The organism is Streptomyces sp. NPDC001270 (assembly GCF_042896695.1).
Classification (GTDB): Bacteria; Actinomycetota; Actinomycetes; order Streptomycetales; family Streptomycetaceae; genus Streptomyces.
Genome location: NZ_JBIAXM010000025.1, coordinates 85,166 through 108,431 on the forward strand (window position 1 = coordinate 85,166; position 23,266 = coordinate 108,431).

Here is a 23,266-nt window from a genome sequence, read left to right on the forward strand (position 1 = left end):
TCAAGGAGGTGGGATGTGCGGTTGTGCGGGTACCTCGCGCCGCGGCCGGGCCGGACGGTGGGAGGGTACCCGGATCGGGCCCGTTCCGGGGAACGGTGACCGTTCCGGGGCGCGCGGCTCGGCCGCGCGCCCCGGTGACGGCCGCCGTGGAGCCCCCTGGGATCCACGGCCGCCGACCGGGAGCCGTCCCTCCCGGCCGGAGCTTCAGCTGGTCAGTCCTGCGCGGCGAGCCGCGCCAGGCGCTGGGCCTCGGCCCTGGTGGACCGGGCGACGGCGTCCTCGTCGACGTGCAGCAGCCGCCCGTCCGCGACGATCTGCCGGCCGTTCACGAACGACGCCGTGACCGGCGCCGCCGCCCCGAGCACCAGCGCGGCCACCGGGTCCGCGATGGACGCGTGGGCCAGCGTGCCGAGGTTCCACAGCACCAGGTCGGCCAGCTTGCCCGGCTCCAGCGAGCCGATCTCGGCCGCGCGGCCCAGCACCCGGGCGCCGCCGAACGTGGCGAGTCTGAGCGCCTGGCGGGCGGTCAGTGCGGCCTCGCGGTGGGCGCCGAGACGGTTGATCAGCAGGGCGTTGCGCAGTTCGGTGTGGAGTTCGCCGGACTCGTTGGAGGCCGTGCCGTCGACGCCGAGGCCGACCGGGACGCCGGCCGCGAGCAGGTCGGGGACGCGCGCGATACCGGCGGCGAGCCGGGCGTTGGAGGAGGGGCAGTGGGCCACGCCGGTCCCGGTGCGGGCGAAGGCGGCGATGTCGGAGTCGTTCATGTGGACGCAGTGCGCCATCCACACGTCCTCGCCGAGCCAGCCCGTGGACTCGAAGTAGTCGGTCGGGCCCATGCCGAACAGTTCGTGGCAGAACTTCTCCTCCTCGACCGTCTCCGAGCCGTGGGTGTGCAGCCGTACTCCGAGCCGACGGGCCAACTCGCCGCCCGCACGCAGGAGTTCGGTGGAGACGGAGAAGGGCGAGCAGGGCGCGACGGCGATCTGGGTCATGGCGTCGAAGGAGGCGTCGTGGTGCCGGCGGACGGTCTCCTCGGTCGCGGCGAGGGCGTCCTGAAGGGTCTCGACGGCGAAGTCCGGCGGCAGCCCGCCGTCCTTGCGGCTGCGGTCCATCGAGCCGCGGGCGAGGGTGAACCGGACGCCGGTCTCCTGGGCGGCGCGGATGATCGCGCCGGACAGGTCGCCGGAGCCCCGCGGATAGACGTAGTGGTGGTCCATGGCGCAGGTCACGCCGCCGCGGGCCATCATCGCCAGCGAGCCCTGCGCCGCCGCGTACACCATCGCTTCGTCGATGCGTGCCCAGGTCGGGTACAGCGCGACCAGCCAGTCGAAGAGGTTGTGGTCCGTGGCCAGGCCCCGGGTGATCCACTGGTAGAAGTGGTGGTGGGTGTTGACCAGGCCGGGGGTCACCAGGTGGCCGGTGGCGTCGATACGGCGTACGACGTCCGTCAGTCCCCCGGGGGCCCGGCCCGCGCCGACCGCCTCGATGCGGTTGCCGGCGAGGACGACGTGTCCGTCCGCGTACTCGGTGTCGTCGGCGTCGACCGTCGCGATCGAACAGTTCTCGATGACGATGCGCTGGGGTGCTGCCATGATTCGTCCTTTGCGCTCTGTGGACCGAAGGGGTGAGGGCACGGCAGGACCCCGGGGATGTGAGTGCCGCGGCCGAGGAGCGCTGCTTGTCGGCCGCGGGTGCCGAAGACGGGTCGGTCAGAGGTTGGTGAGGTCCACCGGGATCCGCGCCTCGCGGCCCTCCCGCAGGACGGTGGCCTCGATGAGGCCGTAGGGGCGGTCGGCGGCGTAGTACACCTCGTTGTCGTTCTTCAGCCCGAAGGGCTCCAGGTCGACGAGGAAGTGGTGCTTGTTCGGCAGCGAGAAACGGATCTCGTCGATCTCGCCGCGGTGGGTGATGACGCGCGTGCCCATCTGGTAGAGGGTCTGCTGCAAGGAGAGCGAGTACGTCTCCGCGAAGGCCAGGAGGAGGTGCTTCCTGGTCTCCTCGTAGGACGTCTCCCAGTCGGGCATGGGCTGCGTGTCGTCGCTCCAGCCGAACCGCCAGCGGCCGGAGACCTCGGTGGCCAGGATCCGGTCGCGGGCTTCCGGGAGCGTCGTGTACTTGTCCTTGACGTAGCCCCGGAACTCCGAGTCGGTCGAGTTCATGACGACCAGGTCCTTGAGGCCGGAGACGACCTCCCACGACGAGCCGTCGTAGGTGATCTGGGCCAGCCGGGTCTCCTGGCCCTTGCGGACGAAGGAGTGCCCGGCCTCGCCCGCACCGGCGGGCCGGCCGTCGGCGCCGGCGGCCGGGATCCGCTCCCAGGTGTACTCCTCGACGCGGATGCGGGCCGTCCTGATCGGCTCCTGGCTCGTCACGAAGTGGCGGGCGAGGTGGATGCCGAACTGTTCGGCGGACTCGATGCCGTACTCCTTGGCGAACGCGAACACCGTGTTCTTGGTGGTGTCGGTCGGCAGGACGTTGGCGTTGGATCCGGAGTGGTGGACGTCGTCCATGTCGCCGCTCAGCGCCACGGAGACGCTGAGGTCCTTGATGTGGTGGGTGGCGCCGTCCCGCGTGATCCTGACGACCCGGTTCTCGGCCTTGCCGTACTGGTTCTGTCCGAGGATCACGTGCTGTCCCCGGACCGCCCGGGGGGCGGGTCGGGGGTCGGACGGGTGGGCGGGGCGGGAATTGACTGCCATGTGTCTGCTAGCTCCCTCGGTAAACGGAGTAGCCGAACGGGTTGAGCAGCAGCGGTACGTGGTAGTGCTCCCCGGCGGTCACCGCGAAGGTGACCGCCACCTCGGGGAAGAACACCGTGCCGCTGTCCCGGTTCGCGGGGGCGTCCTGCTGCGCATCGGCTTGGTTCTTCGCGCTGTTCTCGAAGTACGCCTCGACCTCGAAGGCGAGCCGTACGTGGGTGGTCCCTTCCGGCAGTGCCGGCAGATCCTTGCACCGGCCGTCCGCGTCGGTCGCGGAGCCGCCGAGCGGCCGCAGGTCCGCGTCGCGCCCGGCGCGGGCGGCGAGCCGGACGGTGACGCCCGCGGCGGGGCGGCCGACGCTGGTGTCCAGGATGTGGGTGGACACCGAACTCTGCCGCGAGGCGGCGGTGGTCGTGCTCATGGGGGAAGGTCCTCTTCGACGAGTCGGGCCAGCCGGACACGGTTGATCTTTCCCAGCTCGGCGCGGACGATCTCCCGCTCCTGCTCCGGCGTGTTGCCGATCCGTTCCCTGACCGCGTCGCGCAGTTGCCCGGCGGTCTTCCCGGTGGCGCAGACAAGGAACACCTGGCCGAACCGGTCCTGGTAGGCCAGGTTCAGTTCAAGTATCTCGGCCTTCAGCCGCGCGGAGGCGCCGGCCATGCCACGCTGCTCCCGGGCCGAGGCCGGGTCGCCGGGTCTCGGGCGGCCTATCGGCGGGTGCGCGGCCATCGCCTGCGCGAGGTCGGCGGGGGTCAGGGCGGCCGTGGCGGCGTCGCTGGCGGCGTAGAGGTCGTCCACCGTGGCGTACGGGCGGTGGACGAGGAGCCGGCCCACCCACGCCGGAGCGGCGCACGCCGCCTGGAGGGCGGCGCGGGCCGTCTGCTCCGCCAGGACATTGAACCGGGCCAGGCCCGGGGGCGTGGGTGTCGAAGTCACGGGAGCCTCCGTTGCCGGGAGCGGCTTCGTACGGATCGGGCTGCGGCCAGCTAACGCCCTGCGCCACCCGACGTCAACACTTTGTTGAAAATTCGAGGGCTCGGACCACCGCCGTCCGGCCCCCTGGTGGCGTCTGCCCGCTCCCCCCGACCAAGGCCCTGATCAGGTCTCTTTCTCGCGGTTGAGGTAGTTGTAGACGGTGAAGCGGCTGACCCCGAGGGCGGTCGCCACGGTCTCCACCCCGTGCCGCACGGTGAAGGCGCCGCGCGACTCCAGGGCCCGTACGACCTCCTGCTTGGCCTTGCGGTCCAGGTCGGCCAGCGGCTTGCCGCGCCCGCGCTCCATGGCGGCCAGGATGTGGTCCAGCGAGTCGGCGAGCTGCGGCAGGCGTACGGCCACTACGTCGGCGCCCTCCCAGGCGAGCACGACGTCGTCGGGGCCGGCCTCGTCCGGCGGCAGCAGTTGCCCGCCCATGGCGTCGACCAGCGGTTTCACCGCCGCGATGAACGGCTCGTCCCCGGTCAACTGCCCCCCTCCCCCGCCACGTTGACCTGGAGCGAGATCCGGGTGGCGCCGGCGTCGAGCGTGCGGCGCAGCAGGGCGTCCACGGCGCTCAGCACGGCGTCGGCCGAACCCTCCGCCGTGTTGCCGAACGGGCCGACGTCCACCGCGTCCAGCCCGGCCCCCTCGATGACCTCGCGGGCCACCAGCGCGTGCGCCGGAGCCTCGTCGAGATCGAAGGGCTCCGTCGTGAACTCCACCCGCAATCGCACTGTGCCCCCATGGCATCGCTCGCCCGGCCGCTGTGGGTCGACCTTAACGGACACCCGGGCCGACGGCTCCTGGCCTTGACAACCACCCACCCAGGGTTACAGTCTTCCATTAAGCAGAACTCAACTTCCGCAATATGAAATTCTGGACCGGAAGGGGGCGCGGCCCCGATGGGATTCGCAGACCAGCGCTTCAACGTCAACCTGTCGATCCTCTTCACGGAACTCCCGCTCCTGGAGCGTCCCGCGGCCGCCGCCGCGGCCGGCTTCACCGCGGTCGAGCTGTGGTGGCCCTGGGTCGACGAGCCCGCCCCCGAGCGGTCCCGGCTCGCCGCCCTGAAACAGGCGATCGACGACGCGGGCGTCCAGCTCACGGGCCTGAACTTCTACGCGGGCCGGCTACCGGGACCGGACCGCGGGGCACTGTCCGTCCCGGGCGAGGAGTCCGAGCGGTTCCGCGCCAACGTCGACGTGGCCGCGGACTTCGCCGCCTCGCTCGGCTGCACGGCGCTCAACGCCCTGTACGGCAACCGTGTCGAAGGCGTGGACCCGGCCGAGCAGGACGCCCTGGCCCTGGAGAACCTGGTGCTCGCGGCCCGCGCCGCCGACCGGATCGGCGCGATCCTGCTGATCGAGGCGCTGAACAAACCCGAGTCACCGCTGTATCCGCTGGTCTCGGCACCGGCCGCGGTCGAGGTCGTCGACCGGGTGAACGAGGCGACGGGACTCGGCAACGCCCGCTTCCTCATGGACCTCTACCACCTGTCCATGAACGGCGAGGACCTGCCGGCGGTCATCGAGCGCCACACACCGAAGACCGGCCATGTGCAGATCGCCGACAACCCCGGCCGCGGGGCCCCGGGCACCGGCTCGCTCCCCCTGGAGGACCTCCTCGACCAGGTGCGCAAGGCCGGTTACGAAGGCTGGGTCGGCCTGGAGTACAAGCCGGGCGACCGCCCGAGCGCCGAGGCGTTCGCGTGGCTCCCGCGCGAAGCGCGCTGAACCCCGACGCCGACCCCCCGACCGAGCACAGCAGTCAGAGAGGCACCCCCGTCATGAGCACCCATGCCGACTCCCCCCGCGCCACCCTTCCGACGATCGCCTGGATCGGCCTCGGCATCATGGGCTCGCCCATGTCCGAGAACCTGATCAAAGCGGGGTACGACGTCACCGGTTACACCCTGGAGCAGGAGAAGCTGGACCGGCTCCGCGCCGCCGGCGGCACCGCGGCCGGCACGATCGCCGAGGCGGTACGGGACGCCGACGTGGTCATCACGATGGTGCCGGCCTCCCCGCAGGTCGAGGCGGTCGCCTACGGCCCGGACGGCATCCTGGCGCACGCACGGCCGGGCACGCTGCTGATCGACATGTCCTCCATCACCCCGCAGACCTCCGTCGACCTGGCCGAGGCCGCCCGCGAGAAGGGCGTCCGCGTCCTGGACGCCCCGGTCTCCGGCGGCGAGGCGGGCGCGGTCGAGGCCGTGCTGTCCATCATGGTCGGGGGTGAGCCGGCCGACTTCGAGGCCGCGAAGCCGATCCTCGAGGCGCTGGGCAGGACCATCGTGCTGTGCGGTCCGCACGGCTCCGGCCAGACCGTGAAGGCGGCCAACCAGCTGATCGTCGCCGTGAACATCCAGGCGTGCGCCGAGGCCGTGGTCTTCCTGGAGAAGTCCGGCGTGGACCTGGCGGCCGCCCTGGACGTCCTGGGCGGCGGCCTGGCCGGCTCGACCGTGCTGGCCCGCAAGAAGGACAACTTCCTGCACCGGGACTTCAAGCCGGGCTTCCGCATCGATCTGCACCACAAGGACATGGGCATCGTCACGGACGCCGCGCGCGCCGTCGGCGCGCCGCTGCCGGTGGGTGCGGTGGTCGCCCAGCTGGTCGCCAGCCTGCGCGCCCAGGGCGACGGCGGCCTGGACCACTCGGCCCTGCTGCGGGCCGTGGAACGCCTGTCCGGCTCCCAGGTCTGAGCCGGCCCCTGCTTCCGGGCGGCGCCGGTGCCGACATCTGTCGTGTCGCGCCCAGGCGCCGGCGCCGCCCGGAATCCAGTTCGGCGGACTGCCGGACGCCAGTCTCCCGCGGCCCGCGCTCCGCGACGCGTGGAGCGAGCCCCCGCGCCGTGTCCGGACGGACGGCCGGGCCGCTGTCCAGGCGTGGCCGCCGAGGACGCGGCGCGGGCGAGGCGGGGACCGCGGCGGACGTCCCCGGGGCCAGGCGAAGCCGAGGCCCGGGGACCTGCGAACCAGTGCGGTGGTGAAGGACTCGGGGACCTCCTGCCCGACCGGAGGGGAGGGCGTCCCCGGTCCGTCGCGACCGCCGCGGCCCCGGCCCCACCTCCCAGGGCCGGGAGCACGGCCGCCTCCCTGGGCGGCCACGGTCCCGGCCCCGCCTCTGACCGAAGAGGCCCCCGATCCCGCCCGGCGGCGCGCATGTCCTGTCGCGCCCGGTCACGCGCCGCCGGGCGGCCAGGTTCGCGCGGGCAGGACCGCGACGAGGCCGGGGTACGGCCGCTGCCGTACCCCGGCCTACGCAACCCTCAAATCAACCTCTGAGCATCGCGCGCGGAGGCTTCGACAGCCCGCGCCTGCGGGCACACCACCGGCACGCGGCGCCCTCCGACACCGGGACGGCGGGCCCCGCACGGGGGTTTCTCATGAGCCATGCGACATCGACCGCACCGGACCCGTACGCGGTCGCCCTGCTCCGCGGCGGCGACCGCGCCGCGCTGACCGTCGCCCTCGCCGGGCTGCATCTGCGCGGCGTGGTCGAGGCCGGGCGGCCGGGCACGGTGCGCCGGACCGGGGCTAAGGGCGCCGTGTCCCTCCGCCATCCCTTGGAGAAGGCGGTACGCACCAGTCTCTACCGGCCGGCCGGACCACGGGAGCTGCCCGCCCGGGAGGTGGTGCGACGGGCCCTGGCCAGGATGCGGGCGGAGCTGGTGGCGCAAGGACTGCTGCGGGCGCTGCCACCGGGCCGCACCCGCGGCGCCCGCCGGTACCTGGCGGAGCTGCGGGACCACCATGCCCTTCCGGACGGCCCCGACGGCCTTGCGGAGGACGCCGTGCTGTTCGCGGTCGCGCTGTACGGCGAGCGCGCCCTGATGGCCGTCCTGCCGCGTTTCGCGCGCGAGGCCGGGCTCGTCGGCCGTGGCTCGCTCGCGGACGAAAGCCGGTTCCCCTTCGGCCGCGGCAACGACATCCGCTACTTCCGCCACGGGGCCGACGAGGGCTTCCTGGCCGACTTCGACGGGGACGACCGCGACCACGGCGGCGGCTCCGCGCACCACGGCCACGACTACGGTGGCGGCTCCCACGGCCATGACTACGGCGGCGGCTGCGGAGGCGGCGGGTACGGCTGAGCGCCCGCGCAGTCGACGGCCGGCGGGTCGGCCCGTGGTCCCGACGGCGGGGGCGCTGCGCGGCACGCCGGGGGGCGGCCCGTCCCCGGGCCGCCCCCGCACGCACCGGCCGGGTCAGACTTTGAGCGTCCGGATCGACGTCGGCGCGTGACCGGGCTCGGTCGCGATCTCCTCGAACTCGACCACGTTGCCGATGTCGTTCGTGCCCGACATGGAGATGTTGGTGACGCGCTCCAGGATCGCCTCGACGACCACCGGCACCCGGTGTTCGGCGGCGAGCTTCTTGGCCTGCTCGAACGCGGCGCCCAGCTCGTTCGGGTCGGTGACCCGGATCGCCTTGCAGCCGAGGCCCTCGACGACCTTGACGTGGTCGACGCCGTAGACGCCCAGCTCGGGCGAGTTGATGTTCTCGAACTCCAGGTTGACCTGGAAGTCGATGTCGAACGCGCGCTGCGCCTGGCGGATCAGGCCCAGGTACGAGTTGTTCACCAGGACGTGGACGTACGGGATCCGGTGCTGCGCGCCGACGGCCAGTTCCTCGATCATGAACTGGAAGTCGTAGTCCCCGGAGAGGGCGACGACCGACGCCTCCGGGTCCGCCTTGGCGACGCCGAGCGCCGCCGGGACGGTCCAGCCCAGCGGGCCCGCCTGACCGCAGTTGATCCAGTGCCGGGGCCGGAAGACGTGCAGCATCTGGGCGCCGGCGATCTGCGAGAGGCCGATCGTGGTGACGTACCGGGTCTCCGGGCCGAATGCCTTGTTCATCTCCTCGTAGACCCGCTGCGGCTTGATCGGGATGTCGTCGAAGTGCGTACGGCGCTGGAGCCTGGCCCGCTTCTCCTGCGCGGCGGCGGCCCAGCCGGAGCGGTCGGGCAGCCGGCCGGCCGCCTTCAGCTCCCGGGCCACCTCGACGAACAGCTCCAGGGCCGCCTTCGCGTCGGAGGCGATGCCGTAGTCCGGCGCGAAGATCTTGCCGAGCTGGGTGGGCTCCACGTCGACGTGGACGAACGTCCGGCCGGCCGTGTAGACGTCGAGCTTCCCGGTGTGGCGGTTGGCCCACCGGTTGCCGATGCCGAGGACGAAGTCCGACTCCAGGAAGGTCGCGTTGCCGTAGCGGTGCGAGGTCTGCAGGCCGACCATGCCGGCGTTCAGTTCGTGGTCGTCCGGGAGCGCACCCCAGCCCATGAGTGTGGGCACCACCGGGGTACCGGTCAACTCGGCGAATTCGACGAGGAGTTCACAGGCGTCGGCGGTGATGACACCGCCGCCCGCGACGATCAGGGGCCGCTCGGACGCGTTGAGCAGCGCGAGCGCCTTCTCGATCTGGGCGCGGGTCGCGGCCGGTTTGTAGACGGACAGCGGCTCGTAGGTCTCCGGGTCGAACTCGATCTCGGTGAGCTGGACGTCGAGCGGCAGATCGATCAGGACCGGTCCTGGCCGGCCGGACCGCATCAGGTGGAACGCCTGCTGGAAGACGCCCGGGACCTGCGCGGCCTCCAGCACGGTCACCGCCATCTTGGTGACGGGCCCGGCGATGGAGGCGATGTCGACGGCCTGGAAGTCTTCCTTGTGGATCACCGCGGTCGGCGCCTGGCCGGTGATGCACAGGATCGGAACGGAGTCGCCGGTGGCCGAGTACAGCCCGGTGATCATGTCGGTGCCAGCCGGGCCGGAGGTACCGATGCAGACACCGATGTTGCCCGCGTGGGTGCGGGTGTACCCCTCAGCCATGTGCGAGGCGCCCTCGACATGGCGGGCGAGGGTGTGGGTGATGCCGCCGGATGCCTTGAGCGCCGCGTAGAAGGGGTTGATCGCCGCGCCCGGCACACCGAAGGCGTCGGTGACGCCCTCCCGCTTGAGGATCTCAACTGCCGCGCGGGCAGCGGTCATACGAGCCATCGAGTACTCCTGCTTCGGCTGTCGGATGCGTACTCCCGTCGCGCCCCGCGGTGAGCACTGCCCTGTGGTGACGTGCGATGCCTGCGGCACCGCTTCCGCACTGACACTTCCACATTACTTCCGTATTGTGGAATTCAACTTCTACTATCTGGAATCAATGTAGGCCGGGGGGCCAACGTCGTCAAGAGACGGACAACGGAGGTCCGACGGGAGCACGATGGGACGGCTGCCTCGACACGACGCGATGGAGAGGGTGGGAGAGGGCCATGCCCGAGAGCCTCCCGGTGCGCTGTCCGGCCTGCCGCCGCGAGCACGTCTACACCGCGCCCGCCTACCCCTGCGCGTGCGGCGTCCCGGTCGCCCCCGCGCTGAATCCCGGCGCCGAGCCGGTCGTCATCGCCCACCCGGCCTGGGACGACCACTAGGTCACCGTGCACTGCCCGGCCTGCGGCCGCCGGGACGACTGGCCACACCCGGAGCTGGGCTGCCCGTGCGGGACAGCCCTCAGGGTCCCAGTGACGGGCAGCACGGCGGCGGCCGACGGCACCGACCCCCGGGCGGCCTTCCGGCCCGTCACCATCCGCAGCGCGCGCGACGCGGTCACCGCTGCCGCACTCCATCTGCGCCGGCTGGGCTACCGGGACATCCGCCGCGCCGACCAGCGGCCCACGTCGGGCATCGGGCTGGCCGCCCGGGGCCTGCCGGCCCAGGTCGACCCGACGACCGGCCCGGCCTCACTCCGGGACGTCGAGTGCCTGTGGCTGACGGCCATGTCGGAGTCCGCGCAGTGCGTCTACTTCTCCCTGTGCGGGTACGCCGACGACGCCCGCGACCGCGCCGACACCCTGGACATCCCCTTGTTCGTCCTGGACCTCACCGGCACACCGCAACCGGTCAACGCCCCTGCCGCACGCCTGGACCGCGGCCCCTGACGCCGCGTCCGGATGAACCACCGACGGGCCGGTCCCGTTACAAGCAGGGGAGAATCCCCAGCGGCCGGGCTCCAGGCCGCAGACCTACCGGAGGCTGAAGGATGCCGGAAAGAAACCAAACCGACACGAGAACGTACGCGCCCCGAACCTCCACAAGCGAGGCGACGGCTTTCCTCCGAGACTATATAGATCCAAACAAGTCCGGCCAATTGTCAGTGAGGGAATACGGGGCTCGCCGAGGTTACAGCGAAACTCACGCCGCCAGCTGGGCCAGCCACAAGAAAGGCGCTGCTTACCAGGGGTTGACGGTCGACGAGCGGCAGCAGCTGGGAAAACGTCTGCAGGAGAACCAACATCAACGTCTCTGGCAGCCGGATGTGAACACCGCAGCAGCACAGGCACCCGCGCCGGATCCGACCATGGTTAAGAAGTCAACAGACATTACAGAAAGAAGCGGAATTCTGCGAGAATACTTGACCTCCCCGATCGTGAGCGTGCATGTTTTCCTGGAAAAAAAACCTGATGCAAATGTAACTCGACGCGCTTTCGGCGACTGGGTTAAAAATCGTAGCCATGACCTGACGGAGCAAGAAGAGAACACCCTTCTTGGGAAGCTTGAGAGGGACTCTTTTCTCCAATCCAAAACTGTTTTCAAAATAAAAGAGAAAAGAGCGGACCAATCCACCGAGGATAGTCGGGGTGGATTCATGCGGGGAGGACCGGCCGCCTCGGGTTCAGTACAAGCGAACCTTTACCCTCCCGATCCCCAGGGTCAACCCGGTGTCCTTGGTACCGAAGCCGTCGCAACCTTCGCCGCAGCCCCGGCCCAGTCCCCCTACGCCCGCAACCCGAACGACCCGAACACACTCGCCTCAACCAGCGCCGACGCCCAGGACACACTCCGCCCAATCGGCAGCGCCTACGCCTACAACCCGAGCAGCGGACCACTCCCCTCAATCAGCGCCTACGCCCAGAACACACTCCCCCCAATCGGCAGCGCCTACGCCTACAACCCGAGCAGCGGACCACTCCCCTCAATCAGCCGCCAATCCGCTGCGCAGGCGCAGCAGCCACCCGGGACGGCCCAAGGGGGCCCCCGCCGCTAGGCGCGCGCCTGACAAAGCACAGAGACACCCCGACCCCGCGGAGCGCCTACGCGTACCGCGCCCGCAGTTCGACCTTGCGCACCTTCCCCGACACGGTCATGGGGAAGGAGTCGACGATCTCCAGCCGGCTCGGGATCTTGTAGTGCGCGATCCGGTCCGTGCAGAAGGCCCGCAGGTCCGCGAGGGTCGGCGGGTCGGCCGGATCGTGCGGGACGACGCAGGCCAGCACCTCCTCGCCGTACCGCTCGTGCGGCACCCCGACGACCTGCACGTCTCTGATCCCCGGATGGGTGTACAGGAACTCCTCGACCTCCCGCGGGTAGACGTTCTCGCCGCCCCGGATGATCATGTCCTTGATCCGGCCGACGATCTCGACGTACCCGTCCTCCCGCATCGTCGCGAGGTCCCCGGTGTGCATCCAGCGGCCCGCGTCGACGGCCTCGGCGGTCAGCTCGGGCTCGTTCCAGTAGCCGAGCATCACGCTGTAGCCGCGGGTGCACAGCTCCCCCGCCGCGCCGCGCGGCCGGGTCACCCCGGTCGCCGGGTCGACGACCTTCACCTCCAGGTGCGGCAGCACCCGGCCGACCGTGCCCGTGCGGTGCTCCAAGTCGTCGTCCGTCCGGGTCTGGAGGGAGACCGGGGAGGTCTCGGTCATGCCGTAGCAGATGGCGACCTGAGCCATGTGCATCTCGGCGACCACCCGCTTCATCACCTCGACCGGGCAGGGCGAGCCCGCCATGATGCCGGTGCGCAGCGTGGACAGGTCGTAGGCGGCGAAGCCGGGCAGGTTCAGCTCCGCTATGAACATCGTCGGTACGCCGTACAGCGAGGTGCAGCGCTCGCTCTGGACCGCCTCCAGCGTCGCCGCCGGGTCGAACGAGGGTGCCGGGACGACCATGCACGCGCCGTGCGAGGTGGCCGCCAGGTTTCCCATCACCATGCCGAAGCAGTGGTAGAAGGGGACGGGGATGCAGATCCGGTCCTGTTCGCTGTAGTCGATCAGCTCTCCCACGAAATAGCCGTTGTTGAGGATGTTGTGGTGGGAGAGCGTGGCGCCCTTCGGGAAGCCCGTCGTGCCCGAGGTGTACTGGATGTTGATGGGGTCGTCGCAGGACAACTCGGCTTCTCGTGCGGCGAGTTCGCCCCGCTGCCCGTCCCCCGCGCGTGCGGTGAACTCCGCCCAGCCCGGGTCGTCGATGTAGACGGTCTCCCGCAACTCGGGGCAGTCGCCCCGCACTTCCCCGATCATCGCCCGGTAGTCGCTGCTCCGGTGCCGCACGGACGCGAACAGCAGTCGGACACCGGCCTGGCGCAGGACGAAGCCGACCTCGTGGGAGCGGTAGGCCGGATTGATGTTCACCATGATCGCGCCGATCCTGGCGGTGGCGTACTGGACCAGCACCCACTCGGCGCAGTTGACCGCCCAGATGCCCACCCGGTCGCCCTTGGCGACCCCGCTCGCCAGCAGCGCACGGGCCAGTACGTCCACGTCGGCGGCGAATTCGGGGTACGTCCAGCGGCGCCCGGACGCCACGTCCACCAGTGCCTCACGGTCCGGCCAGGCCGCCACCGCCCGGTCCAGGTTGGCCCCGATGGTGTCGCCGAGCAGGTCGGTGCCGCTCGTCCCGTGGGCGTAGGACCACTCGCTCACCTGATGTCCTCCTCGCGGTATTCGTTGTCCGAACCCGCCGCCGTGGCCTCGCGCAGTTCGATCCGGCGGATCTTGCCGGAGACGGTCTTGGGCAGCTCGCCGAACTCCAGGCGGCGGATGCGCTTGTAGGGGGCGAGGACCTGATGGGAGTGCTCGAACAGCGCCTTCGCGGTGTCCGGTCCCGGCTCCCAGCCCTCGGCGAGCACGATGTACGCCTTCGGTACGGCCAGCCGCAGTGCGTCCGGCGCGGGCACGACGGCCGCCTCGGCCACCGCCTCGTGCTCCAGCAGCGCGCTCTCCAGCTCGAACGGGGAGATCTTGTAGTCCGAAGCCTTGAACACGTCGTCCGTGCGGCCGACGTAGGTGATGTAGCCGTCCTCGTCGCGGGAGCCGATGTCACCGGTGCGGTAGTAGCCGCCGGCCATCGCCTCGGCCGAACGGTCCGGCTCGCCATGGTAGCCCGCCATCAGGCCCACGGGCCGCTCGGACAGGTCGAGGCAGATCTCGCCCTCCGCGACCCCGGGGGCGCCGGAGACCGGGTCGAGCAGGACGACCCGGTAGCCCGGACTGGGCCGGCCCATGGAGCCGGTCTTGAGCGGCTGGCCGGGGCTGTTGGAGACCTGCACGGCGGTCTCGGTCTGCCCGAAGCCGTCGCGAATGGTGACGCCCCAGGACCGCCGGACCTGCTCGATGACCTCGGGGTTGAGCGGCTCACCCGCGGCGGCGGCCTCCCGTGGCGGGGTGCCCAGCTGGGTCAGGTCGGACTGGATGAGCATGCGCCACACGGTCGGCGGGGCGCAGAAGGTGGTCACCCGGGCCCGTTCCATTTCGGCCATCAGCCGGGCCGGGTCGAACCGCGTGTAGTTGTGGATGAAGACGGTCGCCTCGGCGTTCCACGGGGCGAACAGATTGGACCAGGCGTGCTTGGCCCAGCCGGGCGAGGAGATGTTCAGATGCACGTCGCCCGGCCTGACGCCGATCCAGTACATGGTGGCCAGGTGCCCGATCGGGTACGAGGTGTGGGTGTGCTCGACCAGCTTGGGGCGGGCGGTCGTGCCCGAGGTGAAGTAGAGCATCAGCGGGTCGTCGGCGAGCGTCGGCCCGTCCGGGGTGAAGTCGGCGGAGGCGGCGTACGCGTCCTCGTAGCGCTGCCAGCCCGCGGGGGCGCCGCCGACCGCGACCCGCGTGTAGCGACCGGGTACGTCGGTGAACTTGCCGGTGTCGGCCGTGCGCACCAGCACGTGCCGGACCCGGCCGCGCTCGACGCGGTCGCGCAGGTCGGCGGGGCCCAGCAGCGGGGTGGCCGGGATGACCACGGCGCGCAGCTTCATCGCGGCGAGCGCGGTCTCCCACAGTTCGGCCTGGTTGCCGAGCATGACCAGGACCCGGTCCTCGGCGCGGACACCGTGCGAGCGCAGCCAGTTCGCGACCCGGTCGGAACGGTCGGACAGTTCGGCGAAGGACAGCCGGCGCTCGGTGCCGTCCTCCTCGACGATGTGCAGGGCGGTGCGGTCGTTGCCGTCCGCGATGACGTCGAACCAGTCGAGGGCCCAGTTGAAGCGGTCCGGGCGCGGCCACGCGAAGCCCTCGTAGGCCGTGGCGTAGTCCTCGCGGTGTTCCAGCAGGAAGTCCCGTGCCCTGCGGAACAGCTCAGTCGCCGTCGTCATCTGTGCTCCCTGTTGCTCGGTCGCTCGCCACCGGGGCGCGCCGGCTGCTGCCGGCGTCGGCTCACCCCTACGGCTCACTCCCATCGGTGCCGGACCATTGCCGGGCGGCTCTCTGGCATCGTGTAATCCGTGATGCAGATCTCACTACCCCCGAACGGGGGTGTGGATCGCACAGAGCCACGGTGAAGGGGCGAACAGGTGGCAGCAGACGTCGCGGGGGCGGTGGAGATCAGCGGTGCTCTGGCCCGGCTGCGACGTGTCACGGGGCTGCCGGTCGCCTTCGGCGGCCTGGTGGAGGCCGGCCGGCCGAGGGTGCGGATCAGCGAGCTGAGCGGGACGTCCACGGCGGCGCTGCGCGCGCTCGCGGTGACCTCGGGCAACGGGCTCGGCGGCAAGGCGGTGGAGCAGGCCAGGCCGTGCGCCGTGACGGACTACTCGGCCTCGCGGCACATCAGCCACGAGTACGACGTCCCGGTGGCCGCCGAGGGCCTGCGCTCGGTGCTCGCCGTGCCGGTGGTGGTGCGCCGGCGGGTGCGGGGCGTGCTGTACGGCGCGCTGCGCTCGGCGCATCCGCTGGGCGACCGCACGCTGAGCGCGGCGATGGCGGCGGCCCGGGACGTGGAACAGGCACTCGTGGTGCAGGAGGAGGCACGCGCGCTGCTGGCGGCGGCCCGTCCTCGGTGCCCGGCCGACGGGGACGCCGGTCCCGCCTGGGAGCAGGTGCGCGAGGCCCACGCGGCGCTGCGCGCCCTGGCCCCGAGGATCACCGACCCGGGGCTGCGGGCCGAACTCCTGGCCGCCTGCGGGCTGTTGACGGCGCCGGAGTCGGCGCGGGGCACGAATCTGGCACCGCGCGAGCTGGACGTCCTCGCCTGGGTGGCCGCGGGCGCGACCAACGCGGCGGTGGCGGACCGGCTGGGCCTGCGCCCCGAAACGGTCAAGGGCTACCTCCGCTCGGCCATGCGCAGGCTGGGCGCCCACACCCGCGGGGAGGCGGTGGCGGCGGCCCGCCGGGCCGGTCTTCTGCCCTAGTCCTCTCGTGGGCGCGTTTCGCTGTTCCTGCTGGTCAGGAGCGGGTTCGTCGAGGCCGGCGGCACAGGGCCTCCGGGAACCGCTCGGGACGGGGTCGCGCCCCGAGCCGCCAGGAGGCCCTGCCTTCATGCGTGGACGGCCGCAGATTCCGGCCCTCCAGGTCGGATCAGGTGTTCCAGACCTGGAACTCCGAGAGCTGACCGGCCGGCCAGCCGGTGTTCGCGGTGATGTTCATCCGGACGTACCGCTGGGTGGTCGTCGTGAACGTGAGGGTGACCGTGTTGCCGGTGGTGGGGTCGAAGGTGTAGGCGGCCGACGATTTGACGGTGCTGAAGGTGGCACCGTCGGTGCTGCCGGACAGGGACAGCGTCTGGGTGCGGGCGCCCCAGGTCGCGGGGAGCTGGAGGACGACGCGACCGACGCTCTGCGCGGAGCCCAGGTCCACCTGTACCCACTGGGGAAGGGCGTTGCCGGCGCTCTCCCAATAGGTGCCCTGGTTGCCGTCCGTCACGTTCGACGACGGGTACACGTCGGTGTGGCTGGACTCGGTGGTGGCCTTTCCGGCCGCCAGGTTCTTGCTCACCGTGCCGGCTCCGGTGCCGGTCAGCGCGACCGTGGTGGTGCCGTTCGACGCGTTGCCGGCGATGGTGAGGTCACCGGTGCGCGTGCCGGACGCGGTGGGCCTGAAGGTGACGTTCACCGTGCAGGAGGCGCTCGCCGCGATCGACGTCCCGCAGGTGTTGGTCTGCGAGAAGTCGCCCGTGGTGGTGATGGCGGAGACGGTCGCGGCCGCGGTGCCGGTGTTGGTCACCGTGACCGTCTGCGCGCTGCTGGTGGTGTTGAGTGCCTGGCTGGGAAACGTCAGCGACGTCGGGCCGGCCGACAGGGTCGCACCGGAGGAGCCGCCGCCGCTGGGGAACACCTGGAAGTCCGACAACTGGGCGGCGTTCCACCCCGTGTTGGCGGTGATCTCCACCCGCACGTATCTCGCCGTGGCGGCGTTGAACGTGATGGTCGCCGTGTTGGCGTTGGTGTTCGGGTCGAAGGTGTACCCGGCCGATGCCTTGATCGTGGAGAAGTTCGACCCGTCCGTGGATCCCTGCACCGACAGGGTCTGGGTGCGCGCCGACCATGCCGTCGCCGGCGGGAGTTTGAGCACGGCCTTGCCGACGCTGAAGTTCTGGCCGAGGTCGACCTGGGCCCACTGCGGGAACGAGCCGTTCGCGCTTTCCCAGTACGTCGACGCGTCCGCGTCGGTGAGGTTCGAGGCGACGTACGGGCTGCTGCTCGAACTCGCCGACGCCGGACGCCCGGCGGCGACGTTGGTGGTGCTGTCGATGCCGTTGCCGGCCAGGGAGACGGTGGTCGGGCTGTTGTTGGCGTTGCTGGTGAGGGTCAGGTTGCCGGTGCGTGCGCCGCCTGCGGTGGGTTTGAAGCCGACGTTCACCGTGCAGGACGCGCCGACCGCGAGGGTGGAGCAGGTGTTGGTCTGGCTGAAGTCACCGGTCACCGCGACGCCCGAGACGGTCGCCGAGGTGGTGCCCGAGTTCGTCACCTTCACCGTCTGCGCGGTGGCCGAGGAGCCGACCACCGTACTGGCGAAGGTCAGGCTCGCCGGGTCGGTGGTCAGGACCGGGCCGGGCGCGGTGCCGGTCCCGGAGAGGGCGACGGTGTGGGTGATCCCGCCCGCGTCGACGGTCAGGGCGCCGCTACGGCTGCCGGTCGCGGTCGGCGCGAACTTCACGCTGACGGTGCACGAGCCGTTCGCCGGGATCGACGAGCCGCACGTGTTGGTCTGGGCGTAGTCGCCGCTGGTGGAGACCGACGAGACGGGCGCGGCGGCGTTGGTCGGGTTGGAGACCGTCACGGTCTGTGCGTCGCTGGTCGAACCGGTCGGGACCGAACCGAAGTTGAGCGCGCCGGGGGTGGCCGTCACGCCTTCGGACGGGTAGGGCGGGTAGACCGGAGCCGGCCACCCGCCGCAGTACGGCGTCCCGCTGATGCCGGAGTTGCCGCCGCCGTCGGTCACCGTGAAGCTCCCGACCGAGCAGCTGTACACCGGCGAGGAGTAGCCGACGCCGGTGGCCGTGACGTCGGTGAACTTCGCGGCGCCGCCGGTCTGTTCCTGGAGGGCGAAGGTTCCGGTTCCGGCGATGGTCACGTTGTCGAGGTTGACCCCGCTGATGGTGCCCTCGACCCACTGGACCGCCTCGTACGGGCTCTGCTGGATGAGCGCGTTGGTCACGTTGATCGGGCCGGTGATCGCGCCCTGGCTGCCGTCGAACCAGAGGGCGCCCACGCCGAACTGCCAGTTCGGGTCGAGGCTGCCGTCCCGGATCATGGTGTTGCCGGAAATCGTGGTGATGCCGACGGGCGTCGACGAGAAGCGCTGCCCCACGTGGATGCCGCCGCCCTGGGTGAGGCCGGTGTCCACCACCCGGTTGCCGCTGACGGTGTTGTCGTGGCCGCCGTAGATCGCGATGCCGTTGGCGAGGATCTGGAGTGACACGGTGTTGTCGGAGATCGTGTCGTTCGCGTCGGCGCCGATGCCGGAGTCCGCCCAGGTGGCGATGCCGTCGTCGCCCGTGTTGCGGATGTCGCTGTCGGTCACCTTCGAGTTGGTGACACCGCCGTGGAAGTTGATGCCGTCCGCGGTGGTGTCGCGGATGCGCATGCCGCTGAACGTCAGGCCGTTCATCGGCCCGTCCATCCAGGCGCCGACCTTCAGGTGGTCGATCCACAGGTTGGCGACGGCCGAGTTGCTCATGGCACCGCCGATGCCGTTGACCTGGGCGCTGTCGTCGCGTTCCTGCACATTGCCGAATATCGCGAAGTTCTGGAGGTGAACGCCGGTGCTCGGCGAGGGCGCGGAGTTGCCGTAGAAGCCGGGTGCCGTGCCGGTGACGGTCGAGTACCACATGCCGGCGCCGGCGATCGTGACGTTGTTGACACTGATGTGGCCGGGGATGTTGTAGGTGCCGGGCGGGATCCACACGGTGCCGCCGGAACCGGCCGCTCTGATCGCGGCGTTGAACGCGCTGGTCGAATCGTTCACACCGGTCGCGTCGGCGCCCTCGCTGGTCACCGACACCGACCCCGAGGGTGCGGTCAGGGCGGCGCCGACCTGCTCGAAGTCGGCGAAGTCGATCGTGTACGAGGAGGCGGTGTCCGCCGCGTCGACCTGTAGCTTGAAGGTCGTTCCCGCCGGATAGGTCGTGGGGAACAGGCGGTGGGCCTCGTCATAGAAGTGGTGCGGGTTGCTGCCCGGCGAGTTCGTGAAGGGGTAGCTGCCGTAGTACCAGCTGTAGGCGTTGGTCAGGGTGAAGTCGGGCTGCTTGACCCCGTTGATGTAGAGCGACAGCGGGGCGGTGTAGACCGAGCCGCCCGAGGTGTCGGGGATGCTGTACCGGAAGTTGATCGAGTCGGTCGCCACCGGCGTGGTGAACGTGACGTACTTGCCGGTGCCCTGAAGCGTCGTCGCCTTGCGGTACGACGCCTCGTCAGCCAACTGGCCCTGGGTGTAACTCGGGCCGATGACCGTGCCGTTGGTGGCGGAGTTCTCCGCCTGCACCTCGACGTACGGCAGACTCGCGCCGCTGCCGCCGGTGGCGGCGGTCGCCGCCGAAGCCGGTGGGGCGACCAGCGCCAGGACGCCTGCGGCGGCCAGCACCACAGTGCTGACCGCCCAGGCCAGGGCTCGTCTCAGATCTCGGAGGAAAGGGAACACTTATCACTCCTTTTGCTGTGAAATGCCGGATTTATTCCGTCGGTACCACCAGAGAGGGAGGGGCGGGGAGGGAGCGGGAACACAGGCGATCGACACACTCCAGCGCACGGCAGGACACCTCGCCGGCCTCATGGACGGTGGCCGGCGGAGCGGTTCACAGGGGTGAGGACGGAGGGAGGACGAGTGGCAGCGACGCATGGGGGACCGTAATATCCGCGATATCAAGACGCAACAATCGGACAGAATTTTGCATAATCAAAACATTGGACTGCAAGATCCGAAGTAGCGCCTTGAGAGCGTGTCGAGCGGCCGACCCGGGCCCGGCGGCTTCAGGTGGTGGTGCCGGCGGCCTGGGGGCCCGCGCCACGTCCGTCCCGGCCCAGTCGTCCGTTCACTTGACGAAGATTTGAATTTCTCGCTGCGCGCCCCCGTTTAATGCCCTCGGTACGCGGTCCATCCGAATTTCAGGAATCATTGCCTAGAATTTGGCCCGGACACGACACACGAGGGGAGCGGTGACCGTGCGACGGGACTTCCGGGAGCCTGCAAGACACCGCCCCGACCTGGTCTTCGGCCGGGACGAACCGGTGGCCGCCGCGCGTGACCAGCTCACCTCGGGTGGCAGCGTGCTGCTGCACGGCCCCGCCGGAATAGGGAAATCGACCGTCCTGCGGGCATTGGCAGCGGAATACGCGGGAGCCGCCCGCACGGTGTTGCGCTGCTCCGCCACCGAGTCCGAATCCCATCTGCCCTTCCTCGCCCTCGCCGACCTCCTCGGCCTGGTCCTGGAGGAGGTCTCCGGCCATCTCCCCGCGGCCCAGCGCACCGCGCTGGAGTCGGCACTCACCGGCCGCGGCGAGTCCACCCTGCAACGCGACGGCCTGGCGCTGCGCCTCGCGGTGCTGTCCGCGCTGCGCGCGCTCGCCGCCAAGGGCCCCGTCCTGATCGTCGCCGACGACCTGCAGTGGCTGGATCCGGCCAGCGCCGAACTCCTCGGCTTCGCCGCGCGCCGCCTCGGCGGCACCCCGGTGCAACTCCTGTGCGCGGTACGCACGGAGGGACAGGAGTACGACCGTCATCTACGCGCGTCCCCGCCGGACACCGTGGCCATCCGGCTCGGTCCGCTCAGCCGCGCCCAGGTCGCCACGCTGCTCGACCACCGCGGCCACCGCCTGCCGCGCTCCACGGTCCGCGAGATCCACCGCACCAGCGGCGGCAACCCGCTGTTCGCCCTGGAGTTGGGCCGGGCCCTGGCCGAGAACCCCACCCCGCCCCGGCCCGGCGAGCCGCTGCCCGTGCCCACCTCGCTGCGCGCCCTCGTGCTCAGCCGCCTCGACCTGCTGTCGGTCGAGGCCCGCCGCACCCTGCTGGTGGCGAGCGCGGGCGCCCGTCCGACGCCCGCGCTGCTGCTCGCGGCCGGCCGCGACAACGCCGAGGCCGAGTGCGCCCAGGCCGCCGAACTCGGTCTGCTCGCCACCGACCTCGACGGCCCTTCAGGTCCCGCGATCCGGTTCGCGCACCCGCTCATCTCGGCCGCGCTGTACGCGGAGGCGCCCGCGCACGAGCGGCGTGCCGCGCACGCCGCGCTGTCCACCGCGGCCGGCGATCCGATCGAGCGGGCCCGCCACCTCGCCCTGGCCACCACCGGCACCGACCCGGAGGTCGCCGCCCGGCTCGCCGGGGCCGCCACCCAGGCCCGGGACCGCGGGGCCCCCTTGGTGGCCGCGCACCTCGGCCTGCTCGCCGGCCGGCACACCCCGGCCGGCACCGCGCCGGGACCGGACGAGCACCGGTTGCAGGCCGCCGAGGACGCCATCACCGCGGGCGAGGTCGACCTCGCCGGGGACATCGCCCGTGAGGTGCTGACCCGGGCCACCGTGCCCGCCGACCGGGTACGGGCCTGGATCATCGTGATCGACACGGCCGGCCACACCATGACCGAGGTCGACTCGGTCTTCCCGCAGGCTCTGGCCGACGCCGGGGACGACCCGCGGCTGCTCGCCCTGGTCCACTACCAGCTGGCCTGGCGGGGCCTGATCCTTCAGGGCGACTTCACCGAGGCCCGCGAGGCCGCCGCGCACGCCGCGGAGTTGGCCGCCCGCGGCAGCGACCGGCGCACCGAGTTGCTCTCCCTGGCCTTCCAGGCCCAGACCGAGACCCTGATGGGTCACCCGGACGCACCCGCCACCATCAAGCGCGCCCTGAAGCAACCTCAGGACCCCGCGGTGGCCTGCCATCACAACGGCGCGGGCAGCGCCCGGTTCCGCTGGCTGGTCATGGGCGACCAGCTGGCCCAGGCGCGGGCGACCGTGACCGCGCTGCTGCGCGAGGTGCGCCGGCGCGGATCGGTGGAGAGCGAGGTGCACTTCCTGCGCGGGCTGGCCGAGACCGAGCTGCGCTCCGGGCACTGCGGCCGGGCCCTCGACCTGGCCCGTGAGGGCCTCCGGCTGGCCCGGGACTCCGGGATCGGACAGACCGCCTCCGCCATGCTCACCTCGCTCGCCGAGTCCTCTGGTGGCGACGTGGACCGGGGGCTCGTGCTCGCCCGGGAGGCGGTGGACCAGGCCGCGGAGGACGGCGACCAGATGTATCTGTCGCGGGCGCTCGGCGCGCTCGGGTACGCCCAACTGGTGGCCGGGGACCCGGCGGGCACGGTCCGCTCGCTGCGCCGGGTGCGCGAACTGGAGGACGGGCTCGGCATCACCGACCCGGCGCGCGGCCGCTGGCAGGGCGACCTCGCCGAGGCGCTCGTCCGTATCGGTGAGCCGGACGAGGCGCAGAACGTCATCGACGTCTCGCGGGAGCACGCGCTGCGGCTCGGCCGGGAGAGCGTCCTCGCCGTCCTGGACCGGTCCGAGGCGCTGGTGCGCGCCGCCCACGGCGACCAGGAGGCCGCCGTCGCCCAGCTGACCGCCGCTCAGGACCGCCTCACCAAACTGGGCTACGGCCTGGAGGAGGCGCGGGCCGCCTTCTCCCTGGCCACGCTGCACGCCCGGCGGGCGGGCGCCGACGCCCCGGGGGCCGGCCGCGGCCCGACGACGTCGTACGAGGAGGCCACCCGCCTCTTCCGGCGGTGCCGTGCGCTGCCCTGGCTGCGCCGGGTGGACGAGGCCGCGAGCGCGCCGGAACCGCGGCCGGCCGCCGCCCCGGCCACGCTCGACGGCCTTGAGGGGCTCGCCCCGACGGAGCGTCAGGTGGCCGCGCTGGTCATGGAGGGGGCGACCAACCGGGAGATCGCCGCACGCCTGTTCATCAGTGTGAAGACGGTCGAGGCGACCCTGACCCGGGTCTACCGCAAGCTAGGGATCCGCTCGCGGGTGGATATCGTCCGTTTGGCGGCGGGCCGCCGCGCGAAGTGAGGGAGCCGCCGGTTAACTGGGCGCGACCGAGGGTTTTCCCTGCCCTACTCCCTTAGGGGGTTCCCTCATTGGGAGTCGAGGGTTCCGAGTCCTAGCGTAAGGGCGTGCCGCTCGCCCGGGCACATGAGGG

Annotated in this window: 16 protein-coding genes and 1 pseudogene; 7 read left to right on the forward strand and 10 right to left on the reverse strand. The window is 71.3% G+C overall.

Annotated elements, in window-relative coordinates; all coding sequences use genetic code 11:
- Window positions 1-212: 212 nt before the first annotated feature.
- The 6 genes from ACFY2B_RS33085 to ACFY2B_RS33110 all read right to left on the reverse strand — a co-directional run bounded on the left by ACFY2B_RS33085 (window position 213) and on the right by ACFY2B_RS33110 (window position 4,408).
- Complete coding sequence (locus ACFY2B_RS33085; protein WP_390766758.1) at window positions 213-1,592, reverse strand: 8-oxoguanine deaminase; 1,380 nt, start codon at window positions 1,590-1,592, stop codon at window positions 213-215.
- Window positions 1,593-1,709: 117 nt separating this feature from the next.
- Complete coding sequence (gene pucL, locus ACFY2B_RS33090) at window positions 1,710-2,699, reverse strand: factor-independent urate hydroxylase (protein ID WP_390766759.1); 990 nt, start codon at window positions 2,697-2,699, stop codon at window positions 1,710-1,712.
- 7 nt (window positions 2,700-2,706) lie between these two features.
- Entirely contained in the window at window positions 2,707-3,120 is a 414-nt protein-coding gene (gene uraH, locus ACFY2B_RS33095; protein WP_390766760.1) for a hydroxyisourate hydrolase, read from the reverse strand.
- The gene (uraD, locus tag ACFY2B_RS33100) at window positions 3,117-3,635 is read right to left on the reverse strand and encodes a 2-oxo-4-hydroxy-4-carboxy-5-ureidoimidazoline decarboxylase (protein ID WP_390766761.1); all 519 of its coding nucleotides are present in this window, start codon (window positions 3,633-3,635) and stop codon (window positions 3,117-3,119) included. Before uraD ends, uraH begins: the two co-directional genes overlap by 4 nt.
- Window positions 3,636-3,797: 162 nt before the next feature.
- Window positions 3,798-4,109 carry a helix-turn-helix domain-containing protein gene (locus ACFY2B_RS33105; protein WP_390766789.1) on the reverse strand — a complete coding sequence of 104 codons (312 nt, stop codon included), beginning with the start codon at window positions 4,107-4,109 and terminating at the stop codon, window positions 3,798-3,800.
- A gap of 47 nt (window positions 4,110-4,156) precedes the next feature.
- Complete coding sequence (locus ACFY2B_RS33110) at window positions 4,157-4,408, reverse strand: hypothetical protein (protein ID WP_390766762.1); 252 nt, start codon at window positions 4,406-4,408, stop codon at window positions 4,157-4,159.
- 168 nt (window positions 4,409-4,576) lie between these two features.
- Between ACFY2B_RS33110 and ACFY2B_RS33115 the strand changes: the two genes are divergently transcribed.
- From ACFY2B_RS33115 to ACFY2B_RS33125, 3 genes are all read left to right on the forward strand, one after another.
- Window positions 4,577-5,407, forward strand: coding sequence for a TIM barrel protein (locus ACFY2B_RS33115; protein ID WP_390766763.1), 831 nt, complete (start codon window positions 4,577-4,579; stop codon window positions 5,405-5,407).
- A 53-nt stretch (window positions 5,408-5,460) separates the two neighbouring features.
- Entirely contained in the window at window positions 5,461-6,375 is a 915-nt protein-coding gene (locus tag ACFY2B_RS33120) for a 2-hydroxy-3-oxopropionate reductase (protein WP_390766764.1), read from the forward strand.
- Window positions 6,376-7,058: 683 nt separating this feature from the next.
- Window positions 7,059-7,763, forward strand: a complete 705-nt coding sequence (locus ACFY2B_RS33125; RefSeq protein ID WP_390766765.1) for a TIGR04222 domain-containing membrane protein — start codon at window positions 7,059-7,061, stop codon at window positions 7,761-7,763.
- Window positions 7,764-7,877: 114 nt separating this feature from the next.
- On the opposite strand, the gene gcl is transcribed toward ACFY2B_RS33125, so the two are convergent.
- A complete protein-coding gene (gene gcl / locus ACFY2B_RS33130; RefSeq protein ID WP_390766766.1) occupies window positions 7,878-9,662 on the reverse strand; it encodes a glyoxylate carboligase in 1,785 nt (594 codons plus the stop codon).
- Between the two features lie 266 nt (window positions 9,663-9,928).
- Between gcl and ACFY2B_RS33135 the strand changes: the two are divergent.
- Together ACFY2B_RS33135 and ACFY2B_RS33140 are read left to right on the forward strand one after the other, a co-directional pair.
- Window positions 9,929-10,594, forward strand: a pseudogene (locus tag ACFY2B_RS33135) (hypothetical protein).
- 302 nt (window positions 10,595-10,896) lie between these two features.
- Window positions 10,897-11,700, forward strand: a complete 804-nt coding sequence (locus tag ACFY2B_RS33140; protein WP_390766767.1) for a hypothetical protein — start codon at window positions 10,897-10,899, stop codon at window positions 11,698-11,700.
- 46 nt (window positions 11,701-11,746) lie between these two features.
- On the opposite strand, the gene ACFY2B_RS33145 is transcribed toward ACFY2B_RS33140, so the two are convergent.
- Together ACFY2B_RS33145 and ACFY2B_RS33150 are read right to left on the reverse strand one after the other, a co-directional pair.
- Window positions 11,747-13,351: an AMP-binding protein gene (locus tag ACFY2B_RS33145; RefSeq protein ID WP_390766768.1), complete on the reverse strand. Its 1,605-nt coding sequence runs from the start codon at window positions 13,349-13,351 to the stop codon at window positions 11,747-11,749.
- Window positions 13,348-15,018, reverse strand: a complete 1,671-nt coding sequence (locus tag ACFY2B_RS33150; protein WP_390766769.1) for an AMP-binding protein — start codon at window positions 15,016-15,018, stop codon at window positions 13,348-13,350. Before ACFY2B_RS33150 ends, ACFY2B_RS33145 begins: the two co-directional genes overlap by 4 nt.
- 198 nt (window positions 15,019-15,216) lie before the next feature.
- Here ACFY2B_RS33150 and ACFY2B_RS33155 point away from each other — a divergent pair, with 198 nt between their 5' ends.
- Complete coding sequence (locus ACFY2B_RS33155) at window positions 15,217-16,050, forward strand: response regulator transcription factor (RefSeq protein WP_390766770.1); 834 nt, start codon at window positions 15,217-15,219, stop codon at window positions 16,048-16,050.
- A gap of 166 nt (window positions 16,051-16,216) precedes the next feature.
- Here the strand turns inward: ACFY2B_RS33155 and ACFY2B_RS33160 are convergent, their stop codons facing one another.
- Window positions 16,217-19,777 carry a choice-of-anchor D domain-containing protein gene (locus ACFY2B_RS33160; protein WP_390766771.1) on the reverse strand — a complete coding sequence of 1,187 codons (3,561 nt, stop codon included), beginning with the start codon at window positions 19,775-19,777 and terminating at the stop codon, window positions 16,217-16,219.
- A gap of 515 nt (window positions 19,778-20,292) precedes the next feature.
- Between ACFY2B_RS33160 and ACFY2B_RS33165 the strand changes: the two genes are divergently transcribed.
- Complete coding sequence (locus tag ACFY2B_RS33165) at window positions 20,293-23,136, forward strand: ATP-binding protein (protein WP_390766772.1); 2,844 nt, start codon at window positions 20,293-20,295, stop codon at window positions 23,134-23,136.
- The last annotated feature ends 130 nt before the right edge of the window (window positions 23,137-23,266 follow it).

Excerpts from the sequence above, each read along its gene's own strand:
- ACFY2B_RS33085 (WP_390766758.1), bottom strand. The coding sequence starts at position 1,592 with ATGGCAGCACCCCAGCGCATCGTCATCGAGAACTGTTCGATCGCGACG.
- pucL (WP_390766759.1), bottom strand. The coding sequence starts at position 2,699 with ATGGCAGTCAATTCCCGCCCCGCCCACCCGTCCGACCCCCGACCCGCC.
- uraH (WP_390766760.1), bottom strand. The coding sequence starts at position 3,120 with ATGAGCACGACCACCGCCGCCTCGCGGCAGAGTTCGGTGTCCACCCAC.
- ACFY2B_RS33105 (WP_390766789.1), bottom strand. The coding sequence starts at position 4,109 with ATGGGCGGGCAACTGCTGCCGCCGGACGAGGCCGGCCCCGACGACGTC.
- ACFY2B_RS33115 (WP_390766763.1), top strand. The coding sequence starts at position 4,577 with ATGGGATTCGCAGACCAGCGCTTCAACGTCAACCTGTCGATCCTCTTC.
- ACFY2B_RS33120 (WP_390766764.1), top strand. The coding sequence starts at position 5,461 with ATGAGCACCCATGCCGACTCCCCCCGCGCCACCCTTCCGACGATCGCC.
- ACFY2B_RS33125 (WP_390766765.1), top strand. The coding sequence starts at position 7,059 with ATGAGCCATGCGACATCGACCGCACCGGACCCGTACGCGGTCGCCCTG.
- gcl (WP_390766766.1), bottom strand. The coding sequence starts at position 9,662 with ATGGCTCGTATGACCGCTGCCCGCGCGGCAGTTGAGATCCTCAAGCGG.
- ACFY2B_RS33150 (WP_390766769.1), bottom strand. The coding sequence starts at position 15,018 with ATGACGACGGCGACTGAGCTGTTCCGCAGGGCACGGGACTTCCTGCTG.